17 protein-coding genes and 1 pseudogene are annotated in these 18519 nt (G+C 43.3%); 1 reads left to right on the forward strand and 17 read right to left on the reverse strand.

What is annotated here, in order from left to right; translation table 11 throughout:
• Positions 1 to 8: 8 nt before the first annotated feature.
• The 10 genes from atpC to LI112_RS01390 all read right to left on the reverse strand — a co-directional run bounded on the left by atpC (position 9) and on the right by LI112_RS01390 (position 7404).
• Positions 9 to 410 (reverse strand): ATP synthase F1 subunit epsilon, encoded by a 402-nt coding sequence (gene atpC, locus LI112_RS01345; protein WP_022389080.1) that lies wholly within the window; start codon positions 408 to 410, stop codon positions 9 to 11.
• A gap of 12 nt (positions 411 to 422) precedes the next feature.
• Positions 423 to 1817, reverse strand: a complete 1395-nt coding sequence (gene atpD, locus LI112_RS01350; RefSeq protein ID WP_005428171.1) for a F0F1 ATP synthase subunit beta — start codon at positions 1815 to 1817, stop codon at positions 423 to 425.
• A 22-nt stretch (positions 1818 to 1839) separates the two neighbouring features.
• Positions 1840 to 2697, reverse strand: coding sequence for an ATP synthase F1 subunit gamma (atpG, locus tag LI112_RS01355; RefSeq protein WP_022389078.1), 858 nt, complete (start codon positions 2695 to 2697; stop codon positions 1840 to 1842).
• A gap of 23 nt (positions 2698 to 2720) precedes the next feature.
• Positions 2721 to 4250 (reverse strand): F0F1 ATP synthase subunit alpha, encoded by a 1530-nt coding sequence (gene atpA / locus LI112_RS01360; RefSeq protein ID WP_055055389.1) that lies wholly within the window; start codon positions 4248 to 4250, stop codon positions 2721 to 2723.
• Between the two features lie 96 nt (positions 4251 to 4346).
• Entirely contained in the window at positions 4347 to 4886 is a 540-nt protein-coding gene (gene atpH / locus LI112_RS01365) for an ATP synthase F1 subunit delta (RefSeq protein WP_005428175.1), read from the reverse strand.
• Positions 4883 to 5386, reverse strand: coding sequence for a F0F1 ATP synthase subunit B (gene atpF, locus LI112_RS01370; RefSeq protein WP_022388064.1), 504 nt, complete (start codon positions 5384 to 5386; stop codon positions 4883 to 4885). The genes atpH and atpF overlap by 4 nt, the downstream gene beginning before the upstream one ends.
• Positions 5387 to 5482: 96 nt before the next feature.
• The gene (atpE, locus tag LI112_RS01375) at positions 5483 to 5761 is read right to left on the reverse strand and encodes an ATP synthase F0 subunit C (RefSeq protein WP_005428180.1); all 279 of its coding nucleotides are present in this window, start codon (positions 5759 to 5761) and stop codon (positions 5483 to 5485) included.
• Positions 5762 to 5826: 65 nt separating this feature from the next.
• Positions 5827 to 6585, reverse strand: coding sequence for a F0F1 ATP synthase subunit A (locus LI112_RS01380; RefSeq protein WP_005428181.1), 759 nt, complete (start codon positions 6583 to 6585; stop codon positions 5827 to 5829).
• A 37-nt stretch (positions 6586 to 6622) separates the two neighbouring features.
• Positions 6623 to 7042, reverse strand: a complete 420-nt coding sequence (locus tag LI112_RS01385; RefSeq protein WP_005428182.1) for a hypothetical protein — start codon at positions 7040 to 7042, stop codon at positions 6623 to 6625.
• A gap of 92 nt (positions 7043 to 7134) precedes the next feature.
• Positions 7135 to 7404, reverse strand: coding sequence for an AtpZ/AtpI family protein (locus LI112_RS01390; RefSeq protein WP_005428184.1), 270 nt, complete (start codon positions 7402 to 7404; stop codon positions 7135 to 7137).
• Positions 7405 to 7712: 308 nt separating this feature from the next.
• On the opposite strand from LI112_RS01390, the gene LI112_RS01395 reads away from it, so the two are divergent.
• Positions 7713 to 9080, forward strand: a complete 1368-nt coding sequence (locus LI112_RS01395) for an MATE family efflux transporter (RefSeq protein WP_117997675.1) — start codon at positions 7713 to 7715, stop codon at positions 9078 to 9080.
• A gap of 48 nt (positions 9081 to 9128) precedes the next feature.
• Here LI112_RS01395 and LI112_RS01400 read toward each other — a convergent pair whose 3' ends face one another.
• The 7 genes and pseudogenes from LI112_RS01400 to LI112_RS01430 all read right to left on the reverse strand — a co-directional run bounded on the left by LI112_RS01400 (position 9129) and on the right by LI112_RS01430 (position 18519).
• Positions 9129 to 11132, reverse strand: coding sequence for a beta-galactosidase (locus tag LI112_RS01400; RefSeq protein WP_022388061.1), 2004 nt, complete (start codon positions 11130 to 11132; stop codon positions 9129 to 9131).
• 136 nt (positions 11133 to 11268) lie between these two features.
• Positions 11269 to 11451, reverse strand: a complete 183-nt coding sequence (locus LI112_RS01405) for a hypothetical protein (RefSeq protein WP_227190119.1) — start codon at positions 11449 to 11451, stop codon at positions 11269 to 11271.
• Between the two features lie 11 nt (positions 11452 to 11462).
• Positions 11463 to 11765: pseudogene (locus LI112_RS01410) on the reverse strand (gluconate permease); the annotation flags it as partial.
• Between the two features lie 80 nt (positions 11766 to 11845).
• Positions 11846 to 13462 (reverse strand): mannitol dehydrogenase family protein, encoded by a 1617-nt coding sequence (locus tag LI112_RS01415; RefSeq protein WP_227190120.1) that lies wholly within the window; start codon positions 13460 to 13462, stop codon positions 11846 to 11848.
• Between the two features lie 378 nt (positions 13463 to 13840).
• Positions 13841 to 16672, reverse strand: coding sequence for a transporter substrate-binding domain-containing protein (locus tag LI112_RS01420; RefSeq protein WP_227190121.1), 2832 nt, complete (start codon positions 16670 to 16672; stop codon positions 13841 to 13843).
• A gap of 274 nt (positions 16673 to 16946) precedes the next feature.
• On the reverse strand, positions 16947 to 17825 hold the full coding sequence (locus LI112_RS01425; protein WP_005428196.1) for a methylenetetrahydrofolate reductase: 879 nt from the start codon (positions 17823 to 17825) through the stop codon (positions 16947 to 16949).
• A 73-nt stretch (positions 17826 to 17898) separates the two neighbouring features.
• Positions 17899 to 18519 carry a methylenetetrahydrofolate reductase C-terminal domain-containing protein gene (locus tag LI112_RS01430; RefSeq protein ID WP_005428198.1) on the reverse strand — a complete coding sequence of 207 codons (621 nt, stop codon included), beginning with the start codon at positions 18517 to 18519 and terminating at the stop codon, positions 17899 to 17901.

Here is an 18519-nt window from a genome sequence, read left to right on the forward strand (position 1 = left end):
CAAATAACTTATTCTTTTACACTCAGACGCACCAATGCTCTCTGCAGTTTTGCAGATGCCATTTTGTATTCCTGGTCAGTAAGACCGCCTTTGGCAATCATTTCTTCAGCACGTTTCTTAGCTGCCTGCGCACGCTCTACGTCAATATCTTCCTTCCACTCCCAGGTGGTCGCGAGAAGACGACAGGTGCCGTTCATAACAGAAAGCATCCCTCCAATACAGGCCGCAGTTCGTCTGTTTCCATCTGCCATGACGACACTGGCTTCCCCCATTCCAAGAGCAGTACAAAAGTTACAGTGTCTTGCAAGAATCGCAATATCACCGCCGATACTTCTGCAGACCACACGTTCCACATCGCCCTCAAAAAGCAGCCCGTCCGGTGTTCCGATCCGTAAAGGGAAGGTACTCATAAGACACCTCCTTTACTGCTTCTTAGCTTTTTCAAATACTTCATCAATGGTACCGGCAAACAGGAAGTAACTCTCCGGAATATCATCACATTCACCGTCGAGAATCATCTTGAATCCTCTTAAGGTTTCTTTGAGAGGAACATATTTACCAGGCATACCTGTGAACTGTTCTGCTACAGAGAAGCTCTGAGACAGATATCTCTGTACCTTACGTGCACGGCTTACTGTACGTTTGTCTTCTTCAGAAAGTTCGTCCATACCCATGATGGCAATGATATCCTGAAGTTCTTTGTAACGCTGAAGCACACGCTGTACAGATCTTGCAATCTCATAGTGCTCTTTACCAACAATCTCCGGTGAAAGGATACGGCTTGTGGAATCCAGCGGATCTACTGCCGGATAAATACCCTGACTGGAGATTTCACGGGAAAGTACAGTCGTAGCATCCAGATGTGAGAAAGTTGTTGCCGGAGCAGGGTCTGTAAGGTCATCAGCAGGCACATAAACAGCCTGTACGGATGTAATGGAACCCTTACGTGTAGAAGTGATTCGCTCCTGCAAGTTACCCATTTCAGTTGCCAGTGTCGGCTGATATCCTACTGCAGACGGCATACGTCCAAGAAGTGCAGATACCTCAGAACCAGCCTGTGTAAAACGGAAGATATTGTCGATAAAGAGAAGCACATCCTGGTTCTTCTCATCACGGAAGTACTCCGCCATGGTAAGCCCGGAAAGTCCGACACGCATACGTGCTCCTGGTGGCTCATTCATCTGACCATAAACCAGAGCCGTCTTATCGATAACTCCACTTTCTTTCATTTCATTATAAAGGTCATTTCCCTCACGGGTACGTTCTCCAACACCTGTGAATACAGACAGACCGCCGTGAGCGGTAGCTACGTTGTGGATCAATTCCATGATCAGAACTGTTTTTCCTACACCTGCGCCACCGAACAGACCAATCTTACCACCCTTTGCGTATGGGCAGATCAGGTCTACGACTTTGATACCGGTTTCCAGAATTTCTGTGGCCGGCATCTGTTCCTCATAAGAAGGAGCCGGACGATGGATAGACCAGCGCTCCTTCGCCTCCGGAGCTGGTTTGTTATCTACCGGATCTCCAAGAAGGTTAAATACTCGTCCCAGGCAGGCATCTCCTACCGGAACTGTGATCGGGCCGCCGGTATCTACTGCCTTCGTGCCCCGGACAAGACCATCGGTAGAGTTCATGGCAATACACCTTACGACATCATCACCAATCTGCTGTGCTACTTCGGCCGTCAGCTTTGCGCCGTTTGATTCTATTTCTATGGCATTGAGAAGAGCCGGGAGTTCATCGTGCGCAAAGCGGATATCCAGAACCGGACCGATGACCTGTACTACTTCGCCAATGTGTTTTTCACTCATGTTTTAAGTCTCCTATGATATTTTAAAGCCCTTCCGCACCTGCAACAATCTCCGTGATCTCCTGCGTGATGCTGGCCTGTCGCGCTCTGTTGTAATACAGATTCAGTTTATCGATCATCTCTTCTGCATTACTTGTCGCAGCGTCCATAGCCATTCTTCTGGCTGCAAGTTCACTGGCTGTACTTTCACATACACCACCATAAACCAGTCCCGCCAGATATTCCGGAACAACGGCATCAAACACAACTTCTGCATTCGGCTCATAGAGGATGAGATTTCTTGTAGCTACTCTGCCACCGCTTTCCTCTCGGATGTCAGTCATAGGAAGTACAGAAAATACCTCCGGCTGCTGAGAAAGCATGGATGCAAAAACGGTATAACATAATTCAATATGCCCGAATGTTCCTTTGCGGAATTCTTCACAAAGCAGATTTGCGATCTCAAAACAGTCTGCGACAGAAATATCTGCGATCTCCGCAAACTTATCTGTCAGACATTCAATACCTCTCTGTCTGAAATACTCAACTGCTTTTTTTCCTATCGGCAGAACCACATAATCCTTGCCTTCAGCTGCAGCTTCCAGACATTTGAAAAGATTGGCATTATATCCACCAGCCAGACCTCTGTCACCGGCAATCGCTACATAGCAGTAACGCGGATTGGATGACTCTCTGGCGTATACAGAAGAAAAATCAATGTTTTCTCTGGCAATGTCCTTCAGTGTCTCATGCAGCTCTGTGAAGTAAGGACGGCAGGTTTCTGCACGTTCCTTTGCCTTACGCAGTTTGGAGGATGCAACAAGCTCCATGGCCTTGGTAATCTGCATCGTACTCTGTACGCTTTTGATACGCAGCTTTACCGCTTTCATATTTCCAGCCATATGATCATACCCTCCTAATCACATTATTTGTCAGGTCTTGTATTCAGGAAATTTTCTGTATACGCTTCCAGTACATGACGCAGTTTTTCTTCTGTTTCCGGTTCCAGCTTGCCTGTGGTACTGATCAGCTGCATTACTTCCAAACCGGCTGCATCTGCATCAAGGTAGGTATACAGTCCTGCTTCATATGCATTTACATCTTCCACTTTAACGTTTTCGAGGATGCCCTTGGTTACGGCATACAGGATCGCTACCTGTTTTTCTACCGGCACCGGAGCATTCTGGCTCTGTTTCAGAACTTCTACGATACGTGCACCCTGTTCCAGACGAGCCTTGGTATCCGCATCCAGATCTGAACCGAACTGGGCAAAACTCTGAAGTTCGCGGTACTGCGAATAGATCAGTTTCAGAGTTCCGGCTACTTTCTTCATAGCCTTGATCTGTGCATCTCCACCAACTCGTGATACAGAGATACCAGGGTTAACCGCCGGCATGATACCGGAGTGGAAAAGCTCTGTCTCAAGGAATATCTGTCCATCTGTAATGGAAATTACGTTTGTCGGGATATAAGCAGATACGTCACCCGCCTGTGTCTCAATGATCGGCAGTGCAGTAAGAGAACCACCACCATGCTCATCGTCAAGTTTCGCTGCTCGCTCGAGCAGTCTGGAGTGCAGATAAAAAACATCTCCAGGATATGCCTCACGTCCAGGCGGACGACGGATCAGAAGAGAAAGTGCACGGTAAGCAACCGCATGCTTACTCAGATCATCATAAATGATGAGTACGTCTTTTCCCTGGTTCATAAAGTACTCGCCCATTGCACAGCCTGCATAAGGTGCAATATACTGCATCGGGCTGGATTCCGAAGCCGTCGCAGCAACTACGATTGTATAGTTCATAGCACCGTTTCTGGTAAGATTCTCTACCAGAGATGCTACTGTTGAACGTTTCTGTCCGATTGCGACATAGATACAGAGAACATCTTTTCCCTTCTGGTTAATGATCGTATCTGTTGCAATGGTTGTCTTTCCTGTCTGACGGTCGCCGATGATCAGCTCACGCTGTCCACGACCGATCGGAATCATGGAGTCAATTGCCTTGATACCAGTCTGCAGAGGCTGGTATACGGAACGTCTCTCACAGATCCCAGGTGCCTTGGTCTCTACCGGGCGAAATTCTTTTGTGTCGATCGGACCTGCACCGTCAATCGGCTGTCCAAGAGCATTGACTACTCGTCCGATCATCGCTTCACCTACTGGTACAGACACGACCTTGCCTGTACGTTTTACAGTCTGACCTTCACCAATATTTTCATCGGAGCCAAATATTACGATAGAAACGCTGTTTTCTTCCAGGTTCTGCGCCATTCCGAAATTTCCGTCTTCAAATTCCAGCAGTTCACCCGCCATACAGTTTACGAGTCCACTGGCACGGGCAATACCATCACCGACCATAAGGATCGTTCCTGTTTCATTCTGCTGAATAGCATTTTCATAATATTTTATCTGGCTTCGGATGACTTTGGATATTTCTTCAGGTTTTAATTGCATGTGTCCATTCCATCCTTTAACATTTTATAGCTTTTGTAACTGTTCAGTACCTTCTCAGTTACTACCTGCTGAATAGTTACTAAATTTTACTTTTCATCAAACAACAACTTCATTCAGTTTCTTCGTGATATCTGAAATTCGTCCCTGTACGGTTCCATCAAGCTGTATGCCCTCCATTTCTACACGGAGTCCGGCAAGAACCGTCGGGTCTGTTTTCTGTGTGAGATGGATCTTTTTACCACTGATCTTCTCCAGTTTGATACGTAAAGCTTCCATCTGATCATCTTTGAGTTTCACTGCACTTGTGACCAGAGCTTCCACAATACCATGATCGGCATTATATCTACGTGTAAACTCCTCACAGCAGCCGGAAAACTCTCTCAGAATCTTCTTCTCGCATAAAAGTTTGAGAAAATTAAGGAGATACGGTTCTACCTGTCCACCAAAGGCTTCATCGAGAAGCTTTATTCTCTCTTCCTGCGGAATTGCCGGTTCTCCCAATAATTTCAGATATCCTGGATTTTCCCGAAAAATCTGTCTGATTTCATTCATCTGCTCCATGATCTGTCCATCGAGCTTTTCTTCAGTGGCAAGATCATAGAGACTGCCACCATAAACTCTGGCAGCCTGTGTCATGATGCCTCACCTACATTCTCAATAAAATCATTAATCAGTTTCGTATGATCCTCTTCGTTAATTTCGCGCTCGATTACCTTACCGGCGATCTCAACAGCCATACCTCCGATCTCACCTTTGATCCCGTTGACGGCTTTACGTCTTTCCTGTGCAATGTCTTTCTCTGCCTTTTCCTTCATGGCAGTTACCTGACTAGAAGCCTCTTTGAGCATTTCCTCACTCTGAACAGCTGCTGTTTTCTGAGCTGTCAGTACGATGTCATTTGCCTTTTCTTTTGCTTCCTGCATATTCTTTTCGTATTCGGCTTTCATAACCTCTGCCTCTTCTTTAGCCTTTACAGCGTCCTGAATCTCGGCATCGGCTTTGGCCCTGCGTTTTTCAAGCATTTCATTGACCGGCTTGAAAAGAAAACGTTTAATGAGATACACCTGAATAAAAAGGTTGCAAATCGTCGCTATAAAATTCCACGGCACAATTCCTACTAATTCCTGTACCTGCATGTTTGTAACCTCCTGTTGTCACTGTTCGCTTCATACTCTTCACGGCGAACAGATCCTGCTTTACTTTCCTGTCTCCTGCTGTCTGATTTTCCCTACTTAACCCAGGAAATTCATAAACATACCAGGTGCTACAAAAATAAGGAGCAGACCGGTTACAAATCCATAAATACCAGTTGTCTCTGCGATAGCACAACCAAGAAGCATCGTAGATGTAACATCACCTTTGCATTCCGGCTGACGTCCGATTGCTTCCAGAGCACTTGCAACAGCATTACCTTCACCAATACCAGGGCCGATACCTGCGATCAGTGCACATCCTGCTCCAATTGCACAACCTGCTAATGCGATACCTTTTGCTAATAACTGAAAATCCATAGTAAAAACCTCCTGTAGTATGTTTGTTTTTCTAATCCTGCGGATTCCCCATATCCGCTGTTTTGTTACTCCTCTGCTGCATTTGCGATGTACATAACAGTCAGCATACAGAAAATAAATGCCTGCATAATTCCTGAGAACCAGTCAAAATATACAGATAAAATAGCCGGGATACCTACATCAAGAACAGGTATCTGTGACAATACATCACCCACAAGTCCCGGGATCAACCCCAGAAGTGCGGAACTTGCCACTGCCAGCGCCCCATAGATCAGACCATTGATAACGACACCAGAAAGAATGTTTCCGAAGTGACGGCACGCCATACTTACCGGTGTTGCCAGTTCAGAAAGAACATTAAATGGTGTCATGACCGGAATCGGCTGTGTAAATCCTTTGAGATATCCACCGAAACCACTGGTCTTGATCTTCTGCGCGGTGATCATGATAAATACCACGACTGCCCACGCTGCCTCTGTCGACAGGTCTGAAGTCGGACTTCGAAGTCCCACAAGACTGATCAGGTTCGATACCACACTTGTTGCAAAAAGTGCTGCAACGAACGGAATCATATATCTGAACTTCTCGCCCATATTGCCGACAACAAATTTGTTTGCCATCTCTACCAGCATTTCTGCCAAAGCCTGCCGTTTAGAGATGTTTTCTTCCTTGAGATCATGCGTCAGCCAGATACAGAATCCTGTAATCAGTATCATAACAATCCAGCTTACGACCATGGTCTCGCTGATTCTTAAAGGTCCCAGAACCGGCAGGTCAATGGGTAAAGTAAATAATATCTTCGCCCCATTAATATCCAGTTCCATACATTCATTCACCTCCCATCTATATCAGTTTTCCGTCTTATATTTTATTATGAAATATCCCCATGATCTTTATTCCCGTTCCCGGAAATAAAAGTGGAGCAATTCCTGCAACAAAATGGAAGCACGGTGCGACGATTGCCAGGATCACCCACAGGATCTGCATCAAAAAACGCTGTGAATAACTGGCTTTGAGTTTCATTCTTGCAGTTCCCTCGTCAGAAGCTGATGCAGCCTTCTGTACTGCCAGCCCCATCAGGAAAAAATTCAGAACTGCAACTGCTCCGCCTCCAATGCCTCCTAAAAATACTGTATAATCTAACGGCACCTTATCCGGCATTGTAAAATGAAGTACTGCAAAAAGAATCCACATCAGAATCAGACCAACTGCCGTGATCTTCACGACCCTTTTTGTTTCTTTCTTTACCGCCGGCTGCACATTATCCAATATACTGCTCATAATTCCATTCCTTTCGTAACTGTTCTGTATGATCACGCATATCTTCCAAAACAGTTACTTCCTTTCCATTATTCTGTCCTTCATGTAGATGTTTATGAATGTCTGTTAAAATATATTTTGTCTTTTTTATGTTTTTTCTTTTGCTGTTTATTGATCGACAAATAAAACTTGTATGCCACGGTTGCCGAACCACCCATTCCGAAGAAAAATCCCGGAATGTAGACCCAGACACCAACACCGGTCTTTGAAATAATGAACCAGCAGAGCGCCAGGCACAGAAGAAGCGGTGTTATAAATGACAGCCCAAGCTGCGAAAGCATTGTGACATTTCGCAGGATCTCTGACCACTGTTTCAATATCATTCTCCTTTTTCACTAATTTTTATCTATTATTTCCATTGCGCATAGTCAAATTTTAACACATTTGTTTATTTTTCACAACGCATTTGTACAATTTATTCAAATATTTTTGGTATTCTCAAAATCTTTTTGTTAGTATTATATCATTCTCGTCTTTTTACTGTCATGTAACAATAAAGAGGTTCTGTCCTAAATCTGAACAAAACCTCTTCTTTGTATAATAACTTTCTATTTTTTGTCTTTTGTGCTATGCTACTCAATGCTTAAATTTTGATACTCAAAATCCCAATATAAATATGGAGATGAATATTATGAAAACACCAACCAAAACAACCAATATGGAGACGGGAAGTATTCCCAGACTCCTTGCACAGCTGGCAATTCCGGCAGTTGTGGCGCAGGTTATTAATCTGCTTTATAACATTGTAGACCGAATCTACATTGGTCATATTCCGGGAATCGGAGCCGCCGCGCTGACGGGTGTCGGACTTTTTACTCCGATTCTGATGCTGCTGAATGCCTTCGCCATGCTTGTTGGCTCCGGCGGTGCTCCACGTGCAGCCATTGCAATGGGAAAGAAGGACAATGATCTGGCCGAAAAGATCCTCGGAAACTGTTTTACTTTGTTGGTCGGTCTTGCAGTCGTGCTGACCATCGTATTTTATGTAAGTGCACCAACTCTGCTCAGACTCTTTGGGGCCAGTGATGTCACCTTAACTTATGCAACAGATTATGCCAGAATCTATATCCTCGGAAGCTTTTTTGTACTGATCGTACTGGGCATGAATACCTTCATTACAACTCAGGGATTTGCCAAGATCAGTATGATGACTACAATTATCGGTGCTGTTATCAACATTATCCTGGATCCGATCTTTATTTTTGCCCTTGGCATGGGCGTAAAAGGTGCCGCACTTGCCACTGTTCTCAGCCAGACCGTAGGTGCTGTATGGATTCTCCGCTTCCTGACCGGAAAGAAAACTATCCTCCGCCTGAAACGGAGTAACATGCATCTGGATCCTAAGGTATTTGGTCCGTGCCTTGCTCTTGGTATTTCTACCTTTGTTATGCTGTCAACGGAGAGCCTTCTGTCCATCAGTTTTACAAGCAGCCTTTCCAGATTTGGCGGCGACGTGGCAGTTGGAGCAATGACGATCATCACAAGTATCAGTCAGCTTGTTACCCTGCCGCTTCAGGGAATCTGCCAGGGTGGACAGCCGATCATCAGCTATAACTTTGGTGCAAACAAACCAGACCGTGTAAAGAAGGCATTCTTCACACAGTTCTGCACCTGCGTCATCTATACGACTGCATTCTGGCTTGTCGTGATGATTTTTCCAAAAGCATTTGCAACAATCTTTACTTCCGATAAGGAACTAGTAACATACTCTGCCTGGGCGCTCCGCATCTACATGGCCGGAATCTTCTCTCTTGGTTTCCAGGTAAGCTGCCAGCAGAGCTTTATGGCTCTCGGACAGGCAAAGGTCAGCCTGCTGCTTGCCTGCCTTCGTAAGATTGTCCTGCTGATACCTCTGATCTTTATCCTGCCGAATTTCTTCGACAATAAAGTATTTGCAGTATTCCTCGCAGAACCAGTCAGCGATATCATAGCTGCTGCGGTGACAACGATCACCTTCTTCACACTGTTTAATTCCATTCTGAAAAAAGAAAAGAGATAAAAGAACCCCGAGGCTTGCTGCCTCGGGGTTTGCTTGTTACAAAGCTTTTTATTTTTCAAATTTTATAATACATACATCCCATGCCGACAGGTAAATTTCATGCTTCGTACTATCACCATTCCCAAGTACTACCTCAAAATCATCCGCCACCTCAACTCTTTGCTCTTCCCAGGAATAATTCAGATAGAAACGAAGTTTTTCGCCCTGTTCATTGACTCCCTCTCGCACGATCACCGGGAATTTTTCCGGCACTGCAGCATTTACACTAGCCTTAGCCAGAATCTTTATCAACAACTGCTGCAGGTAGCATTCTTCAAACATACATCCGATATACCAGGCATTTCCGCTTTCATAAGTATGATGCGTAACTGCGGCATACTTTTTCCAGTTTGGATGCTGATATGCAGAAATGATTTCTGCACCATCCGGAATCAGAAGTTCCATGAAAGTCTCTGCCTCTGGTTCACCACCTTCAAAACCTGTCAGAGTAACTTTTTCCGGGAATGTAAACTGCTGATAATACATCCCGAAGACTTCACTCAGAATATGTGGCTGTCTGTCAGAATATACCTTCACATTCTCGTTGGCAAATGCAGTCTTGAACGTCGCGATCAGTGTGCCTCCCTGCGCGGTATAATCTTTCAGACGTGTGAGAACTTTTTCATCTGCAGTGTACATAGCCGGAAGGATGATTGCCTGGTATTTCTCAATATTTTCGCTCTCTTCCCAGATAATGTCACACTCTATATTTATTTTATAAAGTGCATCGTAGATCCGGCGAACAACATCGTTGTATCCAATTCCACTGTTTCCTGCTGCAGTTGCTTCGATTCCAAACCATTTGAGTGCAGTCAGAGCCTCGTTGCTCACCATGATTGCAACTTTGTTATCCTTCTTCAAGCCTGATAAAACAGGAGAAAGTTTCTTAAATTCATCACCTACGATACATGCCTCTCGGTATACAGCATTTTCTTCCATGTCATGGCTAAGAAGACCTTTCCAATAAGTCTCAAAGGAGTTATGGATTGAATGCCAGTGCCAGTACATCACGCCAAGCGCACCGGATGCCAGATGGCTGTATGCCTGCAGACGAAGCTGCCCATCATACGGTGTCCAGCCCGGATAACCCTGTGCTTCTGTTTCCAGAACCAGATAGTTGTCATTTTTAAGACATCGGATCAGGTCTCCGCCAAAGGCAATTTCTGCACCGGTCAGATGATCCTGGGTCGGATGATAAATATCTGTTCCTGCCATAGTCAGGTGCTTTGCACATTTGAAATGGTTCACATCCGGCTGCACGCCGTAGGAATAACCTCTCCACTCAAAATCCAGATTGTGAGTGATAAACTGATCTTCTCTCTTATATTCGGAAACAATCGCTGCCTGCCAGCCAAGGAATTCTTCCACCAGACTTCTCTGGTATTTTTCAAACTCCGCACCCAGACTTCCATTGATCGTGCCACGCACATCCGGAAAATCTTCCCATGCATTGATGCGATTGCTCCAGTAATCCAGACCGAATTCGTGATTCATGGTGTCCAGATCATTATGAAATTTCTCACGAAGGTATTTCACGAACCCAAGCTGTACATTCCTGCCTGCTGTTCCATAATATTTTGTTTCATTATCCAACTGAAATCCAATCACACACTTACGATGTGCAGAAACCTCCATCAGTTTACGGATTACTTTTTCTGCATGATAACGGTAAACCGGATGTGTAATGTCCATGTTCTGTCTTGTCCCATAAATGCCTCTTCCCCTGACCGTTTCTGCCAATACGTCAGGATATGCTTCTACCATCCAGGTCGGCACAGCGTAGGTCGGAGTCCCTATGATAACATTAATCCCTGCTTTTTCCATTGCATCCATCACACGGATCACATGAGAAAAATCAAAAACTCCTTCCTGAGGCTCGCAGGTACTCCATGTGGATTCTGCGATCCGCACCGTATTAATCCCGGCTTTTTGCATCATGGAAACATCCTTCGCAAGACGTTCATATGGCATGTATTCATCGTAGTAGGCTGCTCCGTAGAGTAATTCTTTCATAAACGCTACACTCCTTCTTCTGTTTTCCTTCATGCTTTTTATCTATATTTTATCATAGTTAATAGGTATTTGATATTCTTTTATTTCGAACGTATAATGCATTTTTACTTTTGCATATATCTCTTGATTTATTCCCTCATACAGCTTTTTGCATTTTATGTATTATCCTGGTATCGCCATACAGTGAAGATGGCAAAGGCGAAGATATTTCCCTATGAATTATATAAAAGAGGAGGCTGGCTGCTACTGCAACATTCGCCGGTGCACCACCGGGATTTCTTGCATTCTGCATGGTTCCCAAAACTACTTTTGCAATCATCTGTTTCTCTCCTAAGCGAACAGGCTGATCACAATTGCACAGATCAGACCTGTGAATCCAATAATTGTTTCCATCATGGTCCAGGACTTCAGAGTTGTTTTCTCATCAATTTCCAGCAAAGCACCTACCAGCCAGAATCCTGAATCATTTACATGGCTGAATGCAGTCGCACCGCCATTGATCGCGCATACCATTGCAGCAAGATAAACAGGAGATAATTCAGCTACTCCCGGCATTGCAGCCATGATTTCTGCAGCCATTGTCATTGCTACGACAGCAGCTCCTACCGATGCACGAATCAGTGCCACGATCAGAAGTCTTGTTGGCTCTGCTGCAAATACCGCTTCTGTCATCTTTCTTTTCCTCCGCGTTTTTATCTAATATCCAATTTGTCTTAATGCACATATTTGTGGATGGTTGCTTTAACAGCCCCCGGCCCTGCAATCATTTCACGGAACATATGCTCAATTTTTTCTCCTACGCCGTCTTTGTACAAATCTGTAAAGAACAGACGCTCATTGGAAAGAATTGGTTTCAGCTGGTCCTTAAAGGTTTCCGGCTTTCCGACTACAATGTCTTTGAACTGTTCCTGAAGTTCTTCATTCATCGGGTCCGGTGCAAGTTCAAATTTGTTTCCTTCATCATCAACACCAAGCATATATCTGAGCCATCCTGCGATTCCCAACGGAATTGCAGTCAGTCCGGAAGCATCTCCAAATTTTGCAACATACGCTTTTACAGTTTCTCCAAAGCGAATTCCTACCATCTGAGATACATCAACTGCCAGACGAAGGTTGGTATCTCCAAGGTATTCATTCGGGAAACGATCATTAAATAGTTCATCTACAAATGCCTGTGGCGAAAGGATTCCCGGATCTGCAACTACCGGAAGCCCCTCATCGTAAGCTACCATACGCGCCATCTTCATCATATCTTCGTTTGTATTCAGCATATGAGCAAACAGATCATATCCAAGAACTACACCAAGCGGTCCTGTTGCTGAATGTACCGGATTCAGGCAAACGGTTACTTTCATTCGTTCAGACAGATTTACAGTATTTCTGTCTGCCATGTATACGCCAAAACCTTTTTCCAGTGCCGGACGTCCGTTCGGGAAACTGTCTTCAATTACGAGGTACTGTGGTTTCTCTGCATTTACAAATGGTGCAATGTAGGTTTTCTTTCCAGTGATGACTGGCTGCATATCTTCCACACCCAGTTTTTCCAGATCTGCTGCAATCTGTTCACTCGGACGAGGTGTGATCTTATCGATCATTGTCCATGGAAATGCAACTACTTTTTCATTGCTTATATAATTTACAAATCCTTCATCCACGAATCCAGCTTTCTTCCATTCCTCAGTCATAGTCAATACAGATTCACGAAGTTTTGCGCCATTCTGGGAGCAGTTATCCATGGAAACCAGTGCGATTGGATATTTGCCTGCTTTGTATCTCTCATAAAGCATTGCGACCAGAACTGCCATTGCCCCGGTTGCTTTATCCGGTCCATTCTTAATATCAGCCTCAACAAATGGGAACCATGTGCCATCTGCTTTCTGCAGAGCATAACCTTTTTCTGTAATCGTAAAGGAAACCATCTGCAGGGAACTGCTGCTGAAGATCTCTTTCAGGCGTTTCCACTGTGCTTCATTTGAGGACTGCGCCTTAACTGCTTCTGCCAGGGAACCAAGTACTTTGCATTCACGTGTTCCATCGCCATGAAGGATAACGCTTAATCCAAGGTTATCATATGGTTCATAAATCTTATCCACTACATCATAGTCAAATGTTTCTACACAGGTAATGCCTCTGTCGAGTACCCCTTCTTCCAGAAGTCCGTCTGCAATGCCGCCGATAAATATACGGAAAATATTTCCAATTCCGAAGTGCACCCACACCGGAGCTTCTTTTGCTCTTGCAGAAACAGCTTCTACATCATATCCCGGAAGCGCAATTCCTGCTTCTTCCCATGCAGCACGATCTTTGATTCCATACATTGTTAATTTCATTTTTGAATCCTCCTTTAATTCACTTATATATTTTTCTTATGTCTTTTACTTATGTTTATATCTCAACTGTAAGTTACAGTGTATATCTAAGTTCTCTAAAAATCTATTGACAATTGCTACAATGTTATTTTGCTTTTTTGTATACTATTACTAACTTCTCCCGCTCTCACACGAAAATAATCTCCTATAAAACGAAAAAAGAGCACTGCAAAGTCATCGAATAGATTTCTTCGCAATGCTCTTCCGCATTTTTTGTATAAAATTTTATCGTTATTTACTGTTTTCTGAAGTTATTTACCAGAGTGTTCCTGAAGAAGCTGCTCGATCTTGGAAACAAACAGGTCATTGGCATCATTCGGCGCTTTGATCTCCACTAACTCATTGCTCTATATATTTTGTGATGACAGATATTAAAATACTCATATCAATCGGCTTTGCCACATGATCGTCCATTCCAGCCTTCAAAGCAGCCTGTACATCCTCTGCAAATGCATTTGCTGTCATTGCAATAATAGGGATTTCCTTTCCGTCCGGACGATCCGGCAGATTTCTTATAGCTTTTGTCGTTTCATACCCATTCATTTCCGGCATCATGATGTCCATCAAAATCAGATCAAAAGTCCCCGGAACTGTATTGCAAAACTGTGTCAGGGCAGATTTACCATCAGTGGTTCTGGTTACAATCATCCCTTTTTCTTCCAATAGAGCGATTGCTATTTCTGCGTTTAAATCATTGTCCTCTGCCAAAAGAACACGTAAACCATGTAAATCAATATCTTTCCTTAACTTTTCTTTCTCTTCAGTTAGTACATGTTCTGCTATAAGCAGCGGGATTTCTACAGTAAATGTTGAGCCAATGCCCTGTCTGCTGCTGACTTCAATTTTCCCACCCATAAGATCTACATACCGTTTGGCAATCGCCATTCCCAGTCCGGTTCCCTTATAACTAGTTCTTGCCCCATTATTTTCCTGACTGAACTCATCAAATATTCTGGTCTGGAACTCCTCACTCATACCAATTCCGGTATCTGATATATGATAGCGTACGATTAAATGATGCTCATCCTTGCCCGGACAGTTTTCTGCTACAAATGAAATGGTACCTCCGTCTTTTGTAAATTTGACTGCATTGCTGATAATGTTGAGCAATACTTCCCTGATTCTGAGTTCATCTGCCATCACATAAGGATTTTTAAGTTCTTCTCTTGAAACATAAAAATTAAGGTCACGGTTTTCCATATATCCCCTTGCAATCGACAAAACAGTATCTGTCATATCCCTGAGATCTACCGGTACCGGTTTATATTCCAGTTTACCGCTTTCGATGCGGCTGATATCCAGCACATCGTTAATGAGTGTCATCAGATATTCTGAACTCTGCCTGATCTTTTTCAGACAATCCTCCACTTCTTTATCCGGTTTCCTCTTCATGGCAATATCTGTAAATCCAACAATTGCATTCATTGGTGTCCTGATATCATGGGACATATGGTTCAGGAAAGTTGTTTTTGCAATATTCGCCGCATTTGCATCCTGTGCTTCTTTCAATGCTTCCATCTGTTTTTTCCTGCTTACGGAAAGGGAATAAACCAGAAGAAGTAATACAAAAATAATCACAAATGAAACTCCGATAACGAAACCGGCATACTCTGTAAGTACATCCTGCAAGGTCATTTTCTTTTCTGAAACAGAATTCTGTGCAAGGACAACGCCATTTAAAATATTGGAGGACTGATCGATTGCTTTATTGATAATGGTAGCTGCTCTTCTGTTTTCTCTCGTCGTAAACATCGCTAATTCCTGCCGTTTTGCCATTTCTGCAAATGACAGGCTTTTGGTCAGTGGACTTTCATTAAGAAGATTAATCTTCGAAGATGGAATAACAGTTGCTCCTACTTTTCCATTTGCTACTGCCTCCAGGCATTCTTCCTGTGTGCCATATTGTTTAATCTCTGCATCCGGAAAAAGAGGGGTCACCATCAATTCAGAATACAATGATGTCTCTGTCACTGCAATCGTAGAGAGGCAGCTGCTATATTCTTTTCCTTTGTAAATAACAACTGGCGTAATATCAAAGATTGCATCTGTCAACACCACCTGAAACTGTTCCTGTATATAAAAATCCTGAATGATAGGACCGGCAATATCTATTTCACCAGATTGCAATGCCTCATTCATCTGTACTCCCGTGGAACAGGGAACCACCTTGATCGTAATTTCATATTTTTCCTGAACCGTATCCAGAACGGTTCCAAGGATTCCTGTCAGTTTCCCATTTTCTTCACCGCAGAAAGGAAGATTATCCTTTAGATATCCCACACGGATTGTATTTTCATGTGCATCCAGCCATTGTTTTTCTTCCTTGTTGAGTGCATAATTTATGACCGCTTTTCCTTCATAACGGGCATACAGCTTGCTGCTGTAGTCCGTTTCTGTATTGTTGATTTCTTCCAGGGTAGCATTTAATTCCTTTAACAGATCCGGTCTGGATTTTGATACACCGAAATAGCAGTCACCTGCACCGATATTAGCAATGGCAATAAAATCGCTGTTGACAGACAGTGCCGGGATCACAAGTGCATCCAGTTCATCTGCATCCAGTTTTTCTATCATCTCATCATAGCCTTTACAGGCAACAACCTCTGCATGGATCTGATTGCTGTCCAGCCATTTTTCCAAAAGATCTTTCTGATAACTTCCATCTGCAACACCGATACGACAGCCATTCATCTGCTTCAGATCACCATCCGTAAGATCCGTATGATCTTCCCGGGTATAGATCCAATATTTTTCTGTCCCCTCAGCGTAGGTTGAAAAATCGATAGATTCCGCTCTTTCTGGTGTATAACTGACACTTCCAAGTATGTCTATTTTTCCATCTGCCAGCATATCCAGACACTCTTTAAATGAACCATAGACATATTCATACTTCCAGCCGGTTATATAAGAAATTTTCTGAAGATATTCATAGCCTGCTCCCTGCTTGTGTTCCCCATAACTTCCTTCCTGAAAATTGGAATATGGAAAATAGCCAACTCTCACGGTTTTATTTTCTTCCTCTATTACCTGAGTTGTTTTCCCGTCACTTTTCATTTCCGACGCATAAACAAAAACCGGTACAAAAAGCAACATGATAAATGCAAAAATGCTCAAATAGAATCTTTTTTTCTTACCTTTTTTTCTTATCTGCTTTTCTATCTTTCTGTTCATTCAGTCCCTTTGTTTCCCTCATAATCATAAAATCTGTAAGCATCTCTTTTTGTACTTTTTCTGATATGATTAACTGTTTCATATTCCTCTATATTGCATAAAAAATATTATAACAAAATAGCATGCAATTGTCATCATTACTCAAGCTTTATGTCTATTATTTAATGGATATTTTTGTTTTTTACTCATATACAGAATCAAAAAACAGGTGCCTGCCTCTGGTTCTCACCAAAGACAGACACCTGTCATTTTATTTCAGACTATATATACTTTTTTAGATCTCAGCCAGTTTCAGCAGATCCGGAATCTTGGATTCCCAGCCAAGTGCCATGATATGTACACCCTGGCAGTATGGCTTGCACTCTTTGATAATGCGCGCGGCGATCTCAACACCTGTGATACCTGCTTTTGTCTTTTCTTTGTCTGCTTTCAGTTCTTCGATCATTTCGTCCGGAACATGAATACCGGCAACGTTATTGTTCATGAATCTTACCATTCCAACTGACTTCGGAATGATGATACCAACCTGTACCGGTTTACCGAACTGTTTTGCTTTTTCCATGAATTTGATGAATTTCTCTGGCTCAAATACAGCCTGTGTCTGGAAGTAATCTGCACCTGCAGCAACTTTTCTTTCCATTTTTGCAAGCTGTGCATCAACGGAATCACTGCATGGAGATACTACAGCACCTTTGGAGAATTTCGGCGGTTCACCAACCAGTTCGTTTCCACCAAGGTCTACACCTGACTCCAGAAGTTTTACTGTATGAAGAAGAGATACGGAATCAAGGTCGAATACCGGTTTTGCCTGCGGATGGTCACCCATCTTTGTATGGTCACCTGTCAGACAGAGAATGTTCTCAATACCAAACATTGCAGCACTTAAAAGATCAGATTCCAGAGCAATACGGTTTCTGTCACGGCATGCAAGCTGGAAGATCGGATCCATTCCTGCATCTTTAAGAACTTTACACATTGCAAGAGAGCCAAGACGCATAACAGAAGACTGGTTATCTGTTACGTTAACTGCATGGACATCTTTGAGATATGTTTTGGCTTCCTCTACCAGTTCATCTACATGAATTCCTTTCGGCGGTCCTACTTCTGCTGAAACTACAAATTCACCACGGTCGAATAATTCTTTCATTTTCATTGTACATTGCTCCAATCATTATAATATTATAATTTATCAGGCTTCGTAACTAAATAGTTACCAGACATTTTAATTATTTTACTTCATCATCTGTCGCAAAATTATGAATCTGTGTCGGGCATTTCAGTGCGTCAAGGCGTCCGATTTCTTTCAGGCGTCTGTAGATGCGTTCCCATCCACATTCCATCTCACTGTCTACTTCACATTTTCCATTCTTGGAACCACCGCACTGGCCGTTAACAAGGCTCTTGGAACATGCTGTGATCGGACAGATTCCACCTGTCAGGTTCAGATAACATTCGCCACACTGGTCACATTTGTACTCTAATGGTGTCACACCCTGGAAACCTGGTACCGGGTATGTATCACAGGCTGCGCAGACCATCTTGTCATCCAGATATTCGGCAACTGTCTGTACACCAACACCACAGGAGAATACCAGAACCAGATCTGCTTCCTGGATCTTACTCATATGTTTCTTAAGGCGAAGTTCCAGATTTTCCGGATTACAAATGTAATCCGTTGTCATGATTCCTGTTACCGTTCCCTCAGCAGCAAGCTCTTTCTGAAGTTCAACAGCTTCTTTTTCCGGAAAACGAACTTCTTTACATCCGTGGCAGTTAATGATAAAAACTTTCTTTCCAGCTGTCAGTGATGTGATGGTTTCTTTTGCTTTTAACTGAGTAATCAACAT

Origin of the sequence: Blautia sp. 210820-DFI.6.14 (assembly GCF_020558815.1) — a bacterium.
GTDB lineage: Bacteria > Bacillota > Clostridia > Lachnospirales > Lachnospiraceae > Blautia_A > Blautia_A obeum.